Below are 17,138 nucleotides of genomic sequence, written 5' to 3' on the forward strand. Positions count from 1 at the left end.
TAATGGAGATCGTTTCTGAAGATTTTCAAAAGGCGTTATCGAAAATAAAATTGCTACGAGAAAACGCTATTGTAATAGAAGAAACTGTTCAAAGGAGTGTAAATGAAATCGTTCGAAATGTAAGGGAAAATAGGGATGAGGCCCTATCCTTTTATACAAACAAGTTTGATGGTGTAAAGATGAAAGAGTTTCGTGTAAGTGAAGAAGAAATAAAACAAGCGGGTATAGTTGTAGAGAATTCATTTTTAGAAGCGTTACAAGAGGCGAAGAAAAACATTATTTCGCATCACGAAAAGCAAAAAAGGCAATCTATATTCGATTGTGCGAGTAAAGGCATTATTAGAGGACAAATCATTCGACCGTTAGAAAATGTAGGGGTATATGTGCCAGGCGGAACTGCTTCGTATCCTTCATCAGTATTAATGAATGTATTGCCAGCAAAACTCGCTGGTGTGGAAAAGATTGTAATGGTAACACCGCCGAGAGAAGGAGGAATTGATCCACATATTTTAGTTGCTGCAAGTCTTGCAGGGGTAGATGAAATTTATACGATAGGTGGTGCGCAAGCAATTGCTGCTTTAGCATACGGGACGGAATCGATTCCGAAAGTGGATAAAATAGTTGGACCTGGAAATTTGTATGTCGCTCTAGCGAAACGAGAAGTATACGGAATAGTAAATATCGATATGATCGCTGGACCGTCAGAAATTGTAGTTATTGCTGATGAAACCGGTAATGCAAAATATATCGCTGCTGATTTATTATCACAAGCAGAACATGACGAGAGAGCAACGGCAATTTGTATTACAACGAATATAGAGTTAGCAAAAGAAGTAGAAAAAGAGATAGAAAGACAGTTAGAAACATTACCAAGAAGCGAAATTGCACGTGAATCGATAAATAGAAATGGAGCTATTTGTATCGTTCCCTCTTTAGATGAGGCACTCCAATTATCGAATGAAATCGCTCCAGAACATTTAGAGTTACATATAAAAGAACCGATGAATGCTCTAGCTTATGTGAAGCATGCAGGATCTATCTTTCTTGGACCATATGCACCAGAACCGCTCGGTGATTATTTAGCAGGACCGAATCACGTGTTACCCACAAGTGGAACGGCAAGGTTTTTCTCGCCGTTATCAGTCGATGATTTCGTGAAAAAATCAAGCTTTCTGTCTTATACGGAGGAAGCGTTAAGAGATGTACAACATCATATTGTAGAACTTGCCAATAAAGAAGGGTTACATGCGCATGCGAGAGCAATTCAAATACGATTTGAGGAGGAAGAATAATGCGTGAGTCCAGTCAAATACGTGAGACGACAGAAACAAAAATAAAATTAAGTTTGCAGCTTGATGAAGGCAAGAGCGTTTCTGTACAAACGGGAGTTGGATTTTTTGATCATATGCTAACTTTATTTGCAAGGCATGGAAGATTCGGTTTGCAAGTGGAGGCGGAAGGCGATGTATTCGTTGATGCACATCATACAGTTGAAGATGTTGGAATTGTACTCGGAAATTGTTTGAAAGAAGCATTGCAAAGTAAAGAGGGAATTAACCGTTACGGCTCCGCATATGTACCGATGGATGAGTCTTTAGGTTTTGTCGCAATTGATATAAGCGGGCGCTCGTATATTGTATTTCAAGGAGAATTAACGAATCCGAAGCTAGGGGATTTTGATACAGAACTAACGGAAGAGTTTTTTAGAGCAGTTGCGCATGCTGCCAATATTACATTACATGCTCGCATTTTATACGGAAGCAATACACATCACAAAATTGAAGCGTTATTTAAAGCGTTTGGTAGAGCGCTTAGAGAAGCGGTCGAAAGAAATGCCAACATTACTGGTGTAAATTCAACGAAAGGGATGTTGTAATTGATTGCTATTATAGATTATGGAATGGGAAATATTCGTAGTGTAGAACAAGCATTAAAATATATTGGAGCAGAGTACATCGTAACGAGTGATAAAGAAGAGATTTTTAGAAGTGATGGAGTGATTTTACCAGGAGTAGGAGCATTTCCGAAAGCGATGGATGTATTGGAAGAAAAAGATTTAGTGCGTGTATTAAAAGAAGTCGGACGTTCAGGAAAACCGCTTCTAGGCATTTGCTTAGGAATGCAGCTTTTATTTGAAAAAAGTGAGGAACTGCAAGACTGTAACGGATTAGGTTTATTGCCAGGTGTTATTCGAAAGTTAAAGGTTCCTTATAAAATTCCACATATGGGATGGAATGAGTTAAAGAAAGAGGGAGAAATAGCACTTTGGAATGGAGTAGAAGATGGTTCTTTCGTATACTATGTCCACTCTTATTACGCAGATTGTCCAAATGAAATTGTGTATGGAATAAGTGAATATGGAGTGAACGTACCTGGTTTTGTAGCAAAAGGAAGTATATATGGCGCACAGTTTCATCCTGAAAAAAGTGGTGATATAGGAATGCAAATTTTGAAAAATTTCAAAGGAGTGGTAGAAGCATGGAAATCTTCCCAGCTATCGATTTAAAAGGGGGACGCTGCGTTAGACTTTATCAAGGGGAGTTTAGTAAAGAAACAGTAATGAATGAAGATCCGGTTGCACAAGCGATTATATTTGAAAAGTTTGGAGCAAAAAGATTACACATCGTTGATTTAGATGGTGCAGTTGCAGGTGATTCGTTAAACTTGCCGATCATTGAAAAAATTTGCAAGGCAGTACGTATTTCTGTACAAGTTGGAGGAGGAATTCGATCGCTTCTAGCGGTAGAGAAACTATTGTCAGTAGGTGTAGATAAAGTGATTTTAGGAACAGCTGCTCTTTATGATAAGGCATTTTTAGAAGAGGCTGTTCTTCTATATAAAGAAAAAATCATTGTTGGTATTGATGCGAAAAATGGTTTCGTAGCAACGAGAGGCTGGCTTGATGTGTCTGAAATTTCTTACATTGATTTAGCGAAGCAAATGGAGAATGTAGGCGTTCAAACGATTGTGTTTACAGACATTTCGAAAGACGGGACACTTGCAGGGCCGAATATAGAGCAATTGGAGTTACTACAAAAAAACGTTGCTATGCGTCTTATTGCTTCTGGAGGAGTGGCCTCTATTCAAGATGTGAAAAAATTAAATGATATGAATATATATGGCGTCATAATTGGTAAGGCTCTTTACGAGAAAAAGATTGATTTAGAAGAAGTGTTAGAGGTAACGAAGTTATGTTAGCAAAACGCATTATTCCATGTCTAGATGTGAAAGAAGGGCGAGTCGTAAAGGGTGTAAATTTTATAGGATTACAAGATGTCGGTGATCCTGTTGAAATAGCCGCTTTATATAATGAGGCGGGAGCAGATGAAATAGTATTTTTAGATATTACGGCAACGCATGAAGGACGAAAAACGATTATAGATGTTGTAGAAAAAACAGCATCAAAAGTATTTATTCCTCTTACAGTTGGCGGGGGGATTTCAAGTGTTAAAGATATGTACAATTTACTAAGAGCTGGGGCAGATAAAGTTTCAATTAACTCAGCAGCAATGCGAAACCCAAGATTAATCGAAGAAGGGGCAGAACACTTTGGCTCACAATGTATTGTAGTAGCAATTGATGCTAGACAAATAGCAGAAGGTAAGTGGAATGTATATGTGAACGGCGGAAGAGTTGATACGGGAATGGATGCAATCGGGTGGGCAAAGCGCGTTACCGAGCTAGGAGCAGGCGAAATTTTGTTAACGAGTATGGATGCAGATGGAACGAAAAACGGATATGATCTTCGCTTAACAGAAGAAATTTCAAAAAGTGTTTCCGTACCAGTCATTGCGTCAGGTGGCTGTGGTCATGCTGATCACATTATAGAAGTTTTTCAAAAAACAACAGTTGATGCAGCGTTAGCAGCATCCATCTTTCATTATGGTGAGGCGACAGTGCAGGACGTAAAGAGAAAATTAAGAAACGCAAACATTGAGGTGCGGTTATGAAACCTAACTTTTCAAAAGGACTACTACCAGCAGTCGTAATTGAAGAAGGTACAAAAGAAATTTTAATGCTAGCTTATATGAATGAAGAAGCATATGAAAAAACGCTAGAAACGAAAAGAACATGGTTTTATTCTCGTTCAAGAAGGTCGTTATGGAATAAAGGAAAAACATCAGGAAATGTCCAATATGTGCAATCTCTTTATTTAGATTGTGATCAAGATTCAATTGTTGTTGTCGTAAAGCAAGTAGGACCTGCTTGCCATACGGGAGAGAAAACGTGTTTTCATTATAAAATTATATAGGGGGATACATATGGAAAACGCCTTTACACTACTGTTTGAGACAATTGAAGAACGAAAGGGAAATCCACTTCCTGAATCATATACAAATTACTTGTTTTCAAAAGGAGAAGATAAAATTTTAAAAAAAATTGGTGAGGAATGTTCGGAAGTAATTATCGCATCTAAAAATAATGATAAAGAAGAATTAGTGAAAGAAATGGTGGATGTATTGTATCACTGCTTCGTTTTATTAGCTGAAAAAAATATATCATTAGAAGATGTTATGGAGGAAGTGACAGAAAGAAATGGGAAGCTTTCGAGAGTAGGGGACAGAAGAGACATAGATACATTATAAGGGGGGAATATAGATGAAGGTGGATTATCACATTCATTTAGAAGAAGGGCCATATTCAATAGGGTGGCTAGCTAAAATAAATGAAGCATTACAACATTATGAACCGCTTAAAGAAGAAAAATATTCTATGGAATGGCTTGTGAAAACACAAGAACGCCTGCAAAGACGTGTGAAAGAAGGGCCATTTACAACGAAATGGATTGATTTATATTTAGAAGAAGCTTTGCGAAAAGGTATAAAAGAAGTTGGTATTGTCGATCATTTATACCGTTTTTATGAAGCAAAAGAATACTATGAAAGATATGTCGATATTAGTGATTCGAGGCTGGGGCGTTTACAGAAGGAGTGGTTAGACCAAGTAAGGGTAGCGTCACTACATGATTTTACAAAGGCAATTGAAGAGGCGAAAGAACGGTGGAGTAAAAGAGGTGTTACGCTTAAACTTGGAATTGAAGCGGATTATTTTATTGGTGGTGAACAAGAATTACAATCTTTACTCGCATTAGGAGACTTTGATTATGTAATTGGTTCCGTTCATTTTTTGAATGGCTGGGGATTTGATAATCCAGATACGAAAGAAGATTTTGAGGAACATGACTTATATGCTTTATATGAAACGTTTTTCAAAACGGTTGAGTGTGCAGTTCGCTCTGAATTATTTGATATTATAGCTCATCTTGATAACATAAAAGTATTTAATTATCGGTTAGATGAGAATGAACAACTTTCGTATTATAAGGAAATTGCGCGTGCATTAGTAGAAACAAATACGGCAACGGAAATAAATGCGGGATTGTACTTTCGTTATCCTGTACGTGAAATGTGTCCGAGTCCGCTATATTTACAAGTATTAGCTAAGCGTGGCGTCCCAATTACCCTTTCCTCAGATGCTCATTATCCGAATGATTTAGGAAAATATGTGGAAGAGAATATAAAGACATTGCGTAATCATGATATTACTCATTTAGCTACATTTACGAAACGAGTCAGAACGATGAGATTACTGGAAGAAGAAGTAACAATTTCAAAATAATCACGATTTTTTTGATGAAAACCTTCCTTTTTGTTCAAAATAAGAAAGAATAAAAAGGAGGGTAAGAAATGGCGAAACAACAAAATAAACAAAATGTACAAGGTGCACAGCAACAAGCGTATACTTCTGAAACGAATGCTACTTCTCAATCCGTTATCGAGGAACAAATTAGTGATACAGTTGCAGAAGGAACGATCGATGTGAAGCTTGGAAAAGAATCACAAGAGAAAGCATAAGAAGAGAGGAGACTTGCATCTCCTCTTTTTTTCATGGAAAAGTGTCGATTTTGAAAACTATAATCAAATTCCTTGGTTTTTATATGTGGATTTCTTACAATGAAAGATAAGAGCTATCTTATTTTCTGTAGAAGAGGTGTTAGTAGTGGCAAAAATATTAGTAGCAGGAAAAATTCCAGCAATCGGATTAGAATTATTAAAGGATCATGATGTAGAAATGTACGATAAAGAGGCGTTAATTTCTTTAGATGAATTAACAGAGCGTGTTAAAGATAAAGATGCATTGTTAAGTCTACTTTCTACAAAGGTGACAAAAGAAGTGATTGATGCGGCACCTAATTTAAAGATTGTTGCAAACTATGGTGCTGGTTACGATAATATTGATTACACGTATGCTGGAGAAAAAGGGATTTCGGTAACGAATACACCGAAAGTATCAACGGAAGCGACAGCTGAATTAACATTTGCACTTCTTTTAGCAGCTGCACGTAGAATTCCTGAAGGTGATACGTTATGTCGTACAACTGGATTTAATGGATGGGCACCGTTATTTTTCTTAGGACGCGAAGTACACGGTAAAACAATTGGAATTATTGGCCTTGGAGAAATCGGAAAGGCAGTTGCAAAGCGCGCGAAAGCATTTGGAATGAATGTTTTATATACAGGACCAAATCGAAAGCTTGAAGCTGAAAGTGAACTGGAAGTAAAATATGTAACATTAGAAGAATTATTACAAACAGCAGACTTTATTACAATTAATTGTGCTTATAATCCGAAATTGCATCATATGATTGATGAAGAACAGTTCAAAATGATGAAGAAAACAGCGTATATTATAAATGCTTCTCGTGGACCAATTATGCATGAATTTGCACTTGCTCATGCATTAAAAACGAATGAAATTGAAGGGGCAGCTCTTGACGTGTTTGAATTTGAACCGAAAATTACAGAAGAGCTAAAAGGATTAAAGAATGTAGTACTTGCTCCTCACGTAGGAAATGCAACATTCGAAACGCGTGATGCGATGGCTGAAATGGCAGTGAAAAATATTTTAGCTGTATTAAACGGTGAAGAGCCAGTAACACTTGTAAATCAAAAGGTATTGATTACAAAATAAAGTGAAGCTTTAATGAGAGCGGGCATCCCCCTCTCATTATTAGCCTACATCAATCGGGCTTTTATGGCATAAAAAGAAACCTTCCGGAATCGGAAGGTTTTTCTTATTTTTCTTTATTTGCTCTTTTAGATGGTCTTTGTCTAAGAAATTGAGATAGCATATACAAAATGTATAGTGGAATAGCAATGAATAAGAAAACAGAAAAATTACCGATCCCTGTTTGGTACATTGTGATAATGCTTCCAACTAAAAATAGTGTAATAATGATGCTATATCGTGGAAGTGGTACATCTTTTAAACTTGGGATACGAATGCGGCTCACCATTAAAAATGCGAACGTTACAAAGACTGTAATAAGAACGATTTTTGGAATGGTATGTGAAAATAATGTTAAGAAAGCAACAAGCCCTCCCGCTGCTGTAATCGGTACCCCAGTGAAATATTTCATTGAAGTAGAAGATGGTGTTACATTAAATCGTGCTAAACGATATGCTCCGAAAAGAGGGAATAGTCCCGCTATGTATAGTCCGATGATTCCGTAATTGGAGAAAGATGTGTAATACATAAGAACAGCAGGTGCTGCACCAAATGTTACGACATCTGCAAGTGAATCAAGCTCTTTTCCCATTTGTGAATCAACGCGTAATAAACGAGCAACACGCCCATCAAGACTATCTAACATCATCCCGATAAGTACTAAAATAGCAGCTGATTTATAATATCCTAAAGATGCATAGCCGATTGACAAGAATCCACTATATAAATTTCCGAGCGTAAATAAGTTTGGAATAGCTGCTCTATACAAAATCTGATCCCTTGCTTTCTGTAATAAATTCTTAATTAGTGTATGAAAGTTTACTTATTTTATCATACCATAAATTTCTTCCTCATACGAAAAAAATTCCCAATTTGTGAAAGATTTCATAGAAGAATGATTTGAAAAATAAGTGAAAAAAGAAGCAACTTTTATAAAGTTGCTTCGTGTATTATTCAAATTTCGTTGTCATCGTTCCAGTTTTATACCGATTGTTAGGGTCGAAACGTAATAAATCTCCATAAATGAGTTTGTCGGAGAGTTTCAATTCATTTTTCGCTTTTTCAATATTCGGCTGGCATAATGAAATGTCCGCTTCTTCACCTGTATTTCGTTTATAGCACATGTTTTTTGTATACACATAATCTTCTGAAACGAAGCTACCATCACGCATTACCATAAGTGGGTCTTCTTCTTCAATGAATAAGTCAGTTCCAAATTCAACGGATTGATTTGTTTTAATGCCAAGTAAATGAAGTAGCGTTGGTTTAATATCAATTTGACCAGATACTTTAGAAATGACTTTTCCTTCTTGACCAGGTACATGAATAATGAGAGGGACGCGTTGTAATTGCATAGAATCAAACGGTGTAATAGCGTCTTTCCCAAGGAACTGAGCCATTGCTGCGTTATGGTTTTCAGAAATACCGTAATGATCTCCGTAAATGACAATAACGGAATTATCATATAGTCCTTCTTCTTTTAATTGTTTAATAAATCGTTTAAGAGCTTCATCTGTGTAACGAACGGTTGGGAAGTAACGGTTTACAACACCACTTTCTGAATTGAACTCATCAACATATTGGTCTTCTGGATTTAGAAGAAACGGAAAATGGTTTGTTAAAGTAATGAATTTTGTATAGAACGGCTGTGGTAAAGATTTTAGCTTTGGAATAGATTGTTCAAAGAACTCTTTATCTTTTAACCCCCAACCGACAGACATTTGTTCTGTGCCTACGTAATCATTTAAATTAAAGTAACGATCATATCCAAGTGCAGGATACATTACATCACGATTCCAAAATGTTTTATCGTTTGAATGGAAGACAGCAGAAGAATATCCGTATTTCTTTAACTGTTCTGGTGTAGCAGTATATTCATTTGTTGCGTGAGTAAAGAATACAGAACCGCGGTCTAACGGATAAAGTGAATTTTCAACGATAAATTCTGCATCAGAAGTTTTGCCTTGTCCTGTTTGATGATAGAAGTTATCGAAATAAAAACTATCTTTAATAAATTCGTTTAAAAATGGAGTGATTTCTTTTCCATTTATTTTTTTATTAATAACAAAACTTTGTGTAGATTCCATGGAAATTAAAATGACATTTTTACCTTTTGCAGCTCCAAATAAGTTTTTATCAACTTGCTTATCTTTTGAGTCTGTATAGTTTTTAATTTCAGAGAACCCGTCACCACTTGCAAATACACGTTCAGCTGAAGATTTAGATTGAAGTGTAATATCAAATAGATGGTATGTGTATAAACCTAAATTTTTCACGACTGTTTGACGATCAAATGAGCGTGAGAACATTTGTGGCTTATAAATAACGGAAACGACAATTTGCAAGGCTAATAATGCTGTTACACCGCCAAAGAAAGTTCGCTTTTCTGTGCGGGAAAGTGGTGAGTTATCACAAAATGATGGGAATTTACGTGAAAGAAACATTAAAATAATTGCGTCTGCAAATAAAAGTAATGTTTTATACGTAAAGAGTTCTTTTATACTTGTCCCTAAATCAGCCATATTATTTGTTTGAAATAATACTGGGAATGTAACGAAATCGTTATAAAACCCATAAAACATTGCATTTCCAAATAAAATGAATGATAGTATAAAACTAATTCCAACTATAATGCGGTTTCGGTTTTTAGACGCAAATAAAGCAAAACCGAAAAATAAAAGTAACGCAGCTAGTGGATTAATAAAAAGCATAAATTCTTCAAAGAAATTATCAATTTTAATATCAAATGCTAGCTTGTACACAATATATGTTTTTATCCATAATAAAACGACTGCAACGAGTGCAAATCGCAGTTTTGGAAACAGACGTTGTAGCATAATATACTCCTCTCCTAAAAAGCATGACAGTTCTTGTGAGCCGATTTGATTAGCGCCTCATTATATATATACGAACAGTCCTTTATTATTATGTTTATTATACTATGAGTATCATTATACGAAAATAAAAGAGAGTTGTGGGCTTTTTTATAATAATTGAGTAGAAAAAGGGCGGTAGGAGACAATAAAACGGAGTTCCTATGTATGATTATTGTCGTGCGTAGAAAGAATCGTGTAACAATACGGAGGTTATAATGCGAAAATTATTATATTTTATAGTATGCAGTAGTGTTATACTTTTTGCTTCACCGAGTGTGTCGGTAGCTCAATATGATGCACCTCTTATGGAAGATGCCCTTTATTCTGTTTTATTTCCGAAAATAAATAAAGCAATTGAAAAACAATATGGGAATTTGAAACCTTATCAATGTCCTAAAATCATCAGTTTAAAAAAAGTGTATAGCGGTACATATTTATTTCAAGCGGTTATTGAAGTGACGAAGTATGAACAGATTGGTGGGAAAATTGTTCCACCATTTGAGAAGGTAACGATTACTTTTAATAACGAAGAGGGCGAATGGGAAGTAACAAAGATAATAGTAAAGCGCTTACCAAATGACACGAAATTAAACTGCAAAAAAACAATATAAAAAATTGTTTGACAAATAAAATGGTCCTTTGGTATTGTTAATAGCAACAATTAGATGTTTGAAAATTAAATAGACTTACCTCATCTACTCTCAAAGGTAGAGGCCGCAATAGGAAAGAGTAAGCTATGGGAGATTTAATGGAATCTGTGATCATAGGTTGAAAGGGACTATTGCCGAAATATAAGAATAACCATCTTATTCATATATTGGGACTGCATTGAATAAATGTAGTACTGTCATAAGATTTATTTTATGGAGAGCTATTTGGAGATGTTGATGCGGTTTCTTATTTTGAGGAGATAACAACTCGTTTATTTTTTCAATATATATTTTTCCTAATAAGAAACGCGTGTGAACATTGTTCCGCGCGTTTTTTGTCTATCTAAAAGCGTGCTGCAATGAATAGAAGATTGGGGTTATGAGTTTTAGAGGAAATAAGGGAGGAATTCAAATGTATTTACACGGCACAAGCCGAATCAATGGGCAAGGACACTTAGAAATTGGAGGGTGCGATACGACGCAGCTAGCAAAACAATACGGAACACCACTTTATGTATACGATGAAGAGTCAATTCGAGGAAAGTGCCGCGCGTTTCATCGTGCTTTTAAAGAAAGTGGTTTCTCTTATCAAGTAGCATATGCAAGCAAGGCGTTCTTGTGCATGGAGATGTGCCGAGTAGCTCGTGAAGAAAATATGTCGTTAGATGTTGTTTCTGGAGGGGAATTATATACTGCGCTTCAAGCAGGGTTTCCGGCATCGCGCATTCATTTTCACGGCAATAATAAAACAGAAGAAGAGATCGTGATGGCTCTTCAGGCGAATATTGGTTGTTTTGTAGTCGATAATTTTTTAGAATTAGAAATTTTGCATGATTTAGCAGTGCAACATGGGAAATTTGTGAACATATTAATTCGTGTAACGCCTGGAGTAGAGGCGCACACACATGAATATATTACAACAGGCCAAGAGGATTCAAAATTTGGATTTGGTGTTTCAAATGGTCAAGCGATGCAGGCAATTGAGCTTGCTTTACAAAAATCAAATTATAACGTGTTAGGTATTCATTCCCATATTGGATCACAAATATTTGAAACAGCTGGTTTTGTTCGAGCAATTGAAGTTCTTCGCCAATTTTTAGAAGAAGTGAGAGAGCAAACAAACTATGTAGTAAAAGTGTTAAACGTAGGCGGAGGCTTCGGAATACGCTACACAGATTCGGATACGCCATTAACACTTGAGACATATGTGCGAGCTGTAACGAGTGCAGTGAGAGAACAATTTACAGTATGTAACTATCCATTGCCAGAAATTTGGGTTGAACCAGGCCGTAGTATTGTAGGTGATGCTGGAACGACACTTTATACAGTCGGATCGGTGAAAGATATTCCTGGCATAAGAAAATATGTTTCAGTAGATGGTGGAATGACGGATAATTTAAGACCTGCTTTATATAACGCTCGTTATGAAGCAATGTTAGCGAATAGAGGGAATGATGCGAATGAGGAACTCGTTTCGATTGCTGGGAAATGTTGTGAGAGTGGAGATATGCTGATTTGGGATATTCACTTACCGAAAGTCGCTTCTTCCGATTTACTAGCAATTTCTTGTACAGGAGCATATGGCTATTCGATGGCGAATAATTATAATCGAATTCGGAGACCAGCTGTCGTCTTTGCGAAAGGTGGAACATCGCAAATTGTAGTGGAACGCGAAACATATGAAAATATTATTGGGAACGATCGCATACGTATTAAAGAACTTGTTTAAATAGAGAAAAGGAGTTGTTCGGATGGGCAATTCCTTTTTTATAAAATAAAATAATTAAAATATATCGGAAAACTAGGATTGAAAAAAATCAGAATTGTGATAAAATACAAATACAAAGCTTATCAAGAGAAGCGGAGGGAACTGGCCCGACGAAGCTCGGCAACCTGCTTATAGAAAGCAAGGTGCTAAATCCAGCAAAATGGAATCCATTTTGAAAGATAAGGTAAAATATATTACCGAACAGTCTTTTCGAAATGGGAAAGATTTTTTTTATGAATAAAAAGGGGGGCTGTTCGCGTGAGCGTACGGGAACATTTTGAGGAAGTATCTGAGAAAATTCAAGCGATGCTTGCTGATATGAAATATGGTTCAATTACAATTGTTGTGCAAGACGGGAAAGTCATTCAATTAGAGAAAAGTGAAAAAGTACGTTTAAAGTAAAAAGCGCTGACTAGAAAAACTAGAGGCGGTTTTAACCTATGTTATTAGGTTAAAACCGTCTTTTTGCTTTTACAGGGGGAAAGAACATGTTGACGTATGAAACGTGGGAAGAAAATAATGTTTCATTTTCAGAAGAAGATGAAACGAAAGGCGCGCTATCTGTATTAAGTTGGGCTTATAAAGAATATAAAAGTGAAATTGTATACGCATGTAGCTTCGGGGTGGAAGGGATGGTATTGCTGCATCTTATAAACCAAGTAAATCCATCTGCTAAAGTTGTATTTTTAGATACGAATGTTCATTTTCAAGAAACGTATGAATTAATTCAAAAAGTGCGGAAACGATTTCCTTCATTAAATATTATAGAAAAACAGCCGGAACTTACGCTTGATGAACAAGCGAAGTTGCATGGTGAGAAATTATGGGAAAGTAATCCAAATCTTTGTTGTAAAATTAGAAAAATTTTACCGTTAGAGAAATCATTAGCAGCGGAAAAAGCGTGGATATCGGGCTTAAGGAGGGAACAATCAGAAACACGTAAGCATACAAAGTTTATAAATCAAGATCATCGCTTTCAATCTATTAAAGTTTGTCCACTCATTCATTGGACGTGGAAAGAAGTGTGGCGATATGTATACAAACATAGCTTACCATATAACCCGCTGCATGATGTTGGGTATCCAAGTATTGGGTGTGAGAAGTGTACATTACCTGTAGGTGAGGGTGGCGATTCGAGAGATGGTAGGTGGGCCGGGAAAGTGAAAACAGAATGTGGTCTTCATTACCAATAAGATGAATTTGAAAATAAAGCTAAGAGAGGAAATAGAAAATGAGTACAAGAAACGAATTAATAAATCGTATAGACGAGACTTACGACGTATCACAAATCGAAAAAGAAATTGAACTAGACAACATTGCGTTAAGTGATTTAGAGCTATTAGCGACAGGGGGGTATAGCCCGCTTACTGGTTTTTTAGGAAAGAAAGATTATGATTCAGTCGTAGAAACGCTTCGCTTAGCAGACGGGAGCGTATGGAGTATACCGATTACATTACCAGTAACAGAAGAGGTAGCAGAGAGTCTGAAAGCTGGAGAGGGAGTAAAACTTGTTAATGCTGGAAATGTATATGGTGTCATTCAAATAGAAGATATTTTCGTACCTGACAAGGAAAAAGAAGCGTTACTTGTGTATAAAACGGCGGATGAGGCTCATCCGGGAGTGAAAAAATTATATGAACGACCGAACGTTTACGTTGGAGGAGCTATTATTCTTACAAAACGCTTTGAAAATAATCCGTTTCCTTCTTATCATTTAGATCCAATTGAAACGAGAGAAGAATTTAAAAAACGTGGTTGGAAAACAGTGGTTGGATTTCAAACGAGAAATCCGGTACATCGTGCCCATGAATACATTCAAAAATCTGCTCTTGAAATTGTAGATGGTCTCTTTTTAAATCCACTCGTTGGGGAAACGAAGTCAGACGATATTCCTGCTGATGTAAGGATGGAAAGCTATGAAGTATTACTTCAAAACTATTATCCGAAAGATCGTGTCTTTTTAGGTGTATTTCCTGCAGCGATGCGTTACGCAGGACCGAGGGAAGCGATATTCCATGCATTAGTCAGAAAGAATTTTGGATGCACCCATTTTATCGTAGGGCGCGATCATGCAGGAGTAGGAGATTATTACGGGACTTATGAAGCACAAGAAATTTTTACAAACTTTACAGTGGAAGAGTTAGGGATTACACCGTTATTTTTTGAACATAGTTTTTACTGCGCGAAATGTGAAGCGATGGCTTCGACGAAAACATGCCCGCATGGAAAAGAAGATCATGTCATTTTATCAGGTACAAAAGTAAGAGAACTATTAAGAAACGGTGAGGTTCCGCCGAGTACATTTAGTCGTAAAGAAGTAGTGGAAGTGCTAATTAAAGGTTTGAAAAAAGAAGTAGTAACAGAATAGGGAGAGAATGACATGGATACGAATATTACTTGGCATACAGCATCTGTTTCAAAAGATGAGAGAAGAGTAAGAAATGGGCATCATAGTTTTGTAGTTTGGTTTACTGGTCTATCAGCTTCAGGTAAATCTACGGTGGCGAACGCGGTTGCTCGTAAACTATTTGAAAAGAATATTGGAAACTATGTACTAGATGGAGATAATATACGCCACGGTTTAAATAAAGACTTAGGTTTTTCTGAAAGTGATCGTATGGAAAATATAAGACGGATTGGTGAAGTGGCGAAGCTATTTGTAGATCAAGGTACTGTTGTTCTTACAGCGTTTATTTCACCGTTTCGAGTAGACCGAAAACAAGTTAGAGATCTATTAGCGGTAGATGAGTTTATAGAAGTGTTTGTAAAGTGTCCAATTGAAGAGTGTGAGAAGCGTGACCCGAAAGGGCTTTATAAAAAAGCAAGACAAGGTGATATTAAAGAATTTACTGGTGTTGATTCACCGTATGAGGAACCAGAACAAGCGGAATTAATTGTAGAAACACACAAGTATTCTATTGAAGAATGTGCAGAACAAATCGTGAAGTACCTACAAGAGCGTAGTTTTATATAGGGGGAGTAAAATATGAGTTATGAAAAAGTATGGGCTAACAAGGAAAAATTAAATCAAACTGAGAAAAATAAATTAAAAAAAGATGGATTGGAAATCTTTAATGATATTCCTTACTATGCGGAGAATGGCTTCGAATCTATTCCGAAAGAAGAGTGGGACGCATTCAAATGGGCAGGGTTGTATTTACAAAGACCGAAAGAAGCTGGATATTTTATGATGCGTGTAAATATTCCTTCAGGGATTATTACGAATGCACAGGCAGAAGTGCTTGCCTCTGTCGCTGAGGATTATGGGCGTGACGTAATAGATATTACAACAAGACAGGCGATTCAGTTTCATTGGTTAGAAATTCATCAAATTCCAGATATTTTTAAAAGATTAGCGAGAGTTGGGTTATCTTCAGCTGGAGCGTGTGGTGATATAACGCGTAATATTACAGGAAATCCACTTGCTGGCATTGATGTAAATGAACTGTTTGATACAACTAGTATTGTAAAAGAGGTATATGACTATTTCCAACATAATGAAGAGTTTTCTAACTTACCACGTAAATTTAAAATGTCTATTAGTTCTAACATTTATAATTCAGCAAATGCAGAGATTAACTGTGTAGCATTTACACCTGCTACGAAAGAAATAGATGGTGAGAAAAAAGTTGGTTTTCATATAAAAGTAGGCGGTGGATTATCAGCTCGTCCATATTTAGCTGATGAATTAGATGTATTTGTTTTACCAGAAGAAGTGAAGACGGTAGCGATTGCGATTGCTACGATATTCCGTGATTTTGGATACCGTGAAAAACGTCATTTAGCTCGTTTGAAATTTCTTGTTGCAGACTGGGGAGCAGAGAAATTTAAAGAGAAACTAATAGAGTATACAGGACCATTGCAAAGTAAAGGTGAAAGTGCTCTTAAAGGCTGGAATGCTGGATACTTTTATGGTGTTCAAGATCAAAAACAAGATGGACTAAAATATGTAGGTTTTAATGTGCCGGTAGGACGTCTACATGCAAAAGAAATGTTTGAGATTGCAAAAATTGCTAAGCAGTATGGAAATGGGCAGATTCGTACATGTAACTCGCAAAACTTCATTATTCCGAATGTTCCGCCAGAAAATGTGAAGGGTTTACTAAATGAGCCATTGTTTGAAGCAATATCAGCAAGTCCGGAATCGTTTATCGGTCATGCGGTTTCTTGTACTGGTATTGAATATTGCAATCTTGCTTTAGTAGAAACGAAAGAAAGATTGCGAAAAATTGCCAAATACTTAGATACACAAATTGCGCTCGATGTTCCGGTTCGTATTCATATGGTAGGATGCCCGAATTCATGTGGTCAACGTCAAATTGCTGATATTGGATTACAAGGAGTGAAAATGAAAACGAAGGAAAAAGGAATTGTTGAAGCATTTGAAATATATGTAGGTGGAACGTTGTTAGATGGTGGTGCTTATAATCAAAAGTTAAAAGGGAAAATAGATGGCGAGGATCTACCTGATGTACTTGCTTCATTTATAAGTTATTTCAAAGAGAATAAATTACCAGCTGAAACGTTTTATGATTTTGTCGGTCGTATTGGTGTAGATACATTACAAATAGCGTTAAATAACGTGCTAGAAGAATTAATAGCGTCTTAGGAGGGACAATATGGATTTATATCGATTTGAAGCTGTGTTAATAAATAGTATTGTTCCGATTGTTGTCGTTGCTCAAAGTGAAGAACAGGCATTTAAGCTCGCGGAGATGGAGCTTGAAAAGCATTTTTTACCGTTGCCAGAAGTAAAGGAGATTTCCCTATTTGAAAAAAAGAAGATTCGAAAAGGGGCGGCTTTTGTTATTCATGAGTAAGGAAAAAGTAATACGA

The 17,138-nt window shown here is 36.4% G+C and carries 20 protein-coding genes and 2 riboswitches; of the genes, 18 read left to right on the plus strand and 2 right to left on the minus strand.

What is annotated here, in order from left to right:
- The first annotated feature begins 2 nt into the window (after nucleotides 1-2).
- From hisD to F8162_RS18785, 10 genes are all read left to right on the plus strand, one after another.
- Nucleotides 3-1,292 carry a histidinol dehydrogenase gene (gene hisD, locus F8162_RS18740; RefSeq protein WP_151631142.1) on the plus strand — a complete coding sequence of 430 codons (1,290 nt, stop codon included), beginning with the start codon at nucleotides 3-5 and terminating at the stop codon, nucleotides 1,290-1,292.
- Nucleotides 1,292-1,876 carry an imidazoleglycerol-phosphate dehydratase HisB gene (hisB, locus tag F8162_RS18745; RefSeq protein ID WP_151631141.1) on the plus strand — a complete coding sequence of 195 codons (585 nt, stop codon included), beginning with the start codon at nucleotides 1,292-1,294 and terminating at the stop codon, nucleotides 1,874-1,876. Before hisD ends, hisB begins: the two co-directional genes overlap by 1 nt.
- Nucleotides 1,877-2,506, plus strand: a complete 630-nt coding sequence (hisH, locus tag F8162_RS18750; protein ID WP_151631140.1) for an imidazole glycerol phosphate synthase subunit HisH — start codon at nucleotides 1,877-1,879, stop codon at nucleotides 2,504-2,506.
- Nucleotides 2,479-3,198, plus strand: coding sequence for a 1-(5-phosphoribosyl)-5-[(5-phosphoribosylamino)methylideneamino]imidazole-4-carboxamide isomerase (hisA, locus tag F8162_RS18755; protein WP_151631139.1), 720 nt, complete (start codon nucleotides 2,479-2,481; stop codon nucleotides 3,196-3,198). The genes hisH and hisA overlap by 28 nt, the downstream gene beginning before the upstream one ends.
- Entirely contained in the window at nucleotides 3,192-3,950 is a 759-nt protein-coding gene (hisF, locus tag F8162_RS18760) for an imidazoleglycerol phosphate synthase cyclase subunit (protein WP_151631138.1), read from the plus strand. The genes hisA and hisF overlap by 7 nt, the downstream gene beginning before the upstream one ends.
- Nucleotides 3,947-4,252, plus strand: a complete 306-nt coding sequence (gene hisI / locus F8162_RS18765) for a phosphoribosyl-AMP cyclohydrolase (RefSeq protein WP_151631137.1) — start codon at nucleotides 3,947-3,949, stop codon at nucleotides 4,250-4,252. Before hisF ends, hisI begins: the two co-directional genes overlap by 4 nt.
- A gap of 10 nt (nucleotides 4,253-4,262) precedes the next feature.
- Complete coding sequence (gene hisE / locus F8162_RS18770) at nucleotides 4,263-4,586, plus strand: phosphoribosyl-ATP diphosphatase (protein WP_151631136.1); 324 nt, start codon at nucleotides 4,263-4,265, stop codon at nucleotides 4,584-4,586.
- 13 nt (nucleotides 4,587-4,599) lie between these two features.
- The gene (locus F8162_RS18775) at nucleotides 4,600-5,619 is read left to right on the plus strand and encodes a histidinol phosphate phosphatase domain-containing protein (RefSeq protein WP_151631135.1); all 1,020 of its coding nucleotides are present in this window, start codon (nucleotides 4,600-4,602) and stop codon (nucleotides 5,617-5,619) included.
- 68 nt (nucleotides 5,620-5,687) lie between these two features.
- Entirely contained in the window at nucleotides 5,688-5,855 is a 168-nt protein-coding gene (locus F8162_RS18780) for a YozQ family protein (RefSeq protein WP_001118881.1), read from the plus strand.
- Nucleotides 5,856-6,000: 145 nt separating this feature from the next.
- Nucleotides 6,001-6,972, plus strand: a complete 972-nt coding sequence (locus tag F8162_RS18785; protein WP_225990162.1) for an NAD(P)-dependent oxidoreductase — start codon at nucleotides 6,001-6,003, stop codon at nucleotides 6,970-6,972.
- A 103-nt stretch (nucleotides 6,973-7,075) separates the two neighbouring features.
- On the opposite strand, the gene pssA is transcribed toward F8162_RS18785, so the two are convergent.
- The gene (gene pssA / locus F8162_RS18790) at nucleotides 7,076-7,777 is read right to left on the minus strand and encodes a CDP-diacylglycerol--serine O-phosphatidyltransferase (protein ID WP_151631133.1); all 702 of its coding nucleotides are present in this window, start codon (nucleotides 7,775-7,777) and stop codon (nucleotides 7,076-7,078) included.
- Between the two features lie 181 nt (nucleotides 7,778-7,958).
- Nucleotides 7,959-9,845, minus strand: a complete 1,887-nt coding sequence (locus F8162_RS18795) for an LTA synthase family protein (RefSeq protein WP_151631132.1) — start codon at nucleotides 9,843-9,845, stop codon at nucleotides 7,959-7,961.
- A 254-nt stretch (nucleotides 9,846-10,099) separates the two neighbouring features.
- Here F8162_RS18795 and F8162_RS18800 point away from each other — a divergent pair, with 254 nt between their 5' ends.
- From F8162_RS18800 to F8162_RS18835, 8 genes are all read left to right on the plus strand, one after another.
- Nucleotides 10,100-10,495, plus strand: coding sequence for a DUF3888 domain-containing protein (locus tag F8162_RS18800; RefSeq protein ID WP_144613832.1), 396 nt, complete (start codon nucleotides 10,100-10,102; stop codon nucleotides 10,493-10,495).
- A gap of 89 nt (nucleotides 10,496-10,584) precedes the next feature.
- A riboswitch (Lysine riboswitch) is annotated at nucleotides 10,585-10,766 on the plus strand.
- Nucleotides 10,767-10,946: 180 nt separating this feature from the next.
- Nucleotides 10,947-12,263, plus strand: a complete 1,317-nt coding sequence (gene lysA / locus F8162_RS18805) for a diaminopimelate decarboxylase (RefSeq protein WP_151631131.1) — start codon at nucleotides 10,947-10,949, stop codon at nucleotides 12,261-12,263.
- A gap of 116 nt (nucleotides 12,264-12,379) precedes the next feature.
- A riboswitch (SAM riboswitch) is annotated at nucleotides 12,380-12,488 on the plus strand.
- Nucleotides 12,489-12,560: 72 nt separating this feature from the next.
- Nucleotides 12,561-12,704, plus strand: a complete 144-nt coding sequence (locus F8162_RS18810; RefSeq protein ID WP_000116163.1) for a YezD family protein — start codon at nucleotides 12,561-12,563, stop codon at nucleotides 12,702-12,704.
- An 86-nt stretch (nucleotides 12,705-12,790) separates the two neighbouring features.
- Nucleotides 12,791-13,495, plus strand: a complete 705-nt coding sequence (locus tag F8162_RS18815) for a phosphoadenylyl-sulfate reductase (RefSeq protein WP_151631130.1) — start codon at nucleotides 12,791-12,793, stop codon at nucleotides 13,493-13,495.
- Between the two features lie 38 nt (nucleotides 13,496-13,533).
- The gene (gene sat, locus F8162_RS18820) at nucleotides 13,534-14,670 is read left to right on the plus strand and encodes a sulfate adenylyltransferase (protein WP_151631129.1); all 1,137 of its coding nucleotides are present in this window, start codon (nucleotides 13,534-13,536) and stop codon (nucleotides 14,668-14,670) included.
- Nucleotides 14,671-14,682: 12 nt separating this feature from the next.
- Nucleotides 14,683-15,276 carry an adenylyl-sulfate kinase gene (gene cysC / locus F8162_RS18825; protein ID WP_151631128.1) on the plus strand — a complete coding sequence of 198 codons (594 nt, stop codon included), beginning with the start codon at nucleotides 14,683-14,685 and terminating at the stop codon, nucleotides 15,274-15,276.
- Between the two features lie 12 nt (nucleotides 15,277-15,288).
- Nucleotides 15,289-16,911 carry a nitrite/sulfite reductase gene (locus tag F8162_RS18830; RefSeq protein ID WP_151631127.1) on the plus strand — a complete coding sequence of 541 codons (1,623 nt, stop codon included), beginning with the start codon at nucleotides 15,289-15,291 and terminating at the stop codon, nucleotides 16,909-16,911.
- Nucleotides 16,912-16,921: 10 nt separating this feature from the next.
- Entirely contained in the window at nucleotides 16,922-17,122 is a 201-nt protein-coding gene (locus tag F8162_RS18835) for a DUF3906 family protein (protein WP_071757530.1), read from the plus strand.
- The last annotated feature ends 16 nt before the right edge of the window (nucleotides 17,123-17,138 follow it).

Source organism: Bacillus sp. CH140a_4T (assembly GCF_008923725.1).
Taxonomy (GTDB): Bacteria; Bacillota; Bacilli; order Bacillales; family Bacillaceae_G; genus Bacillus_A.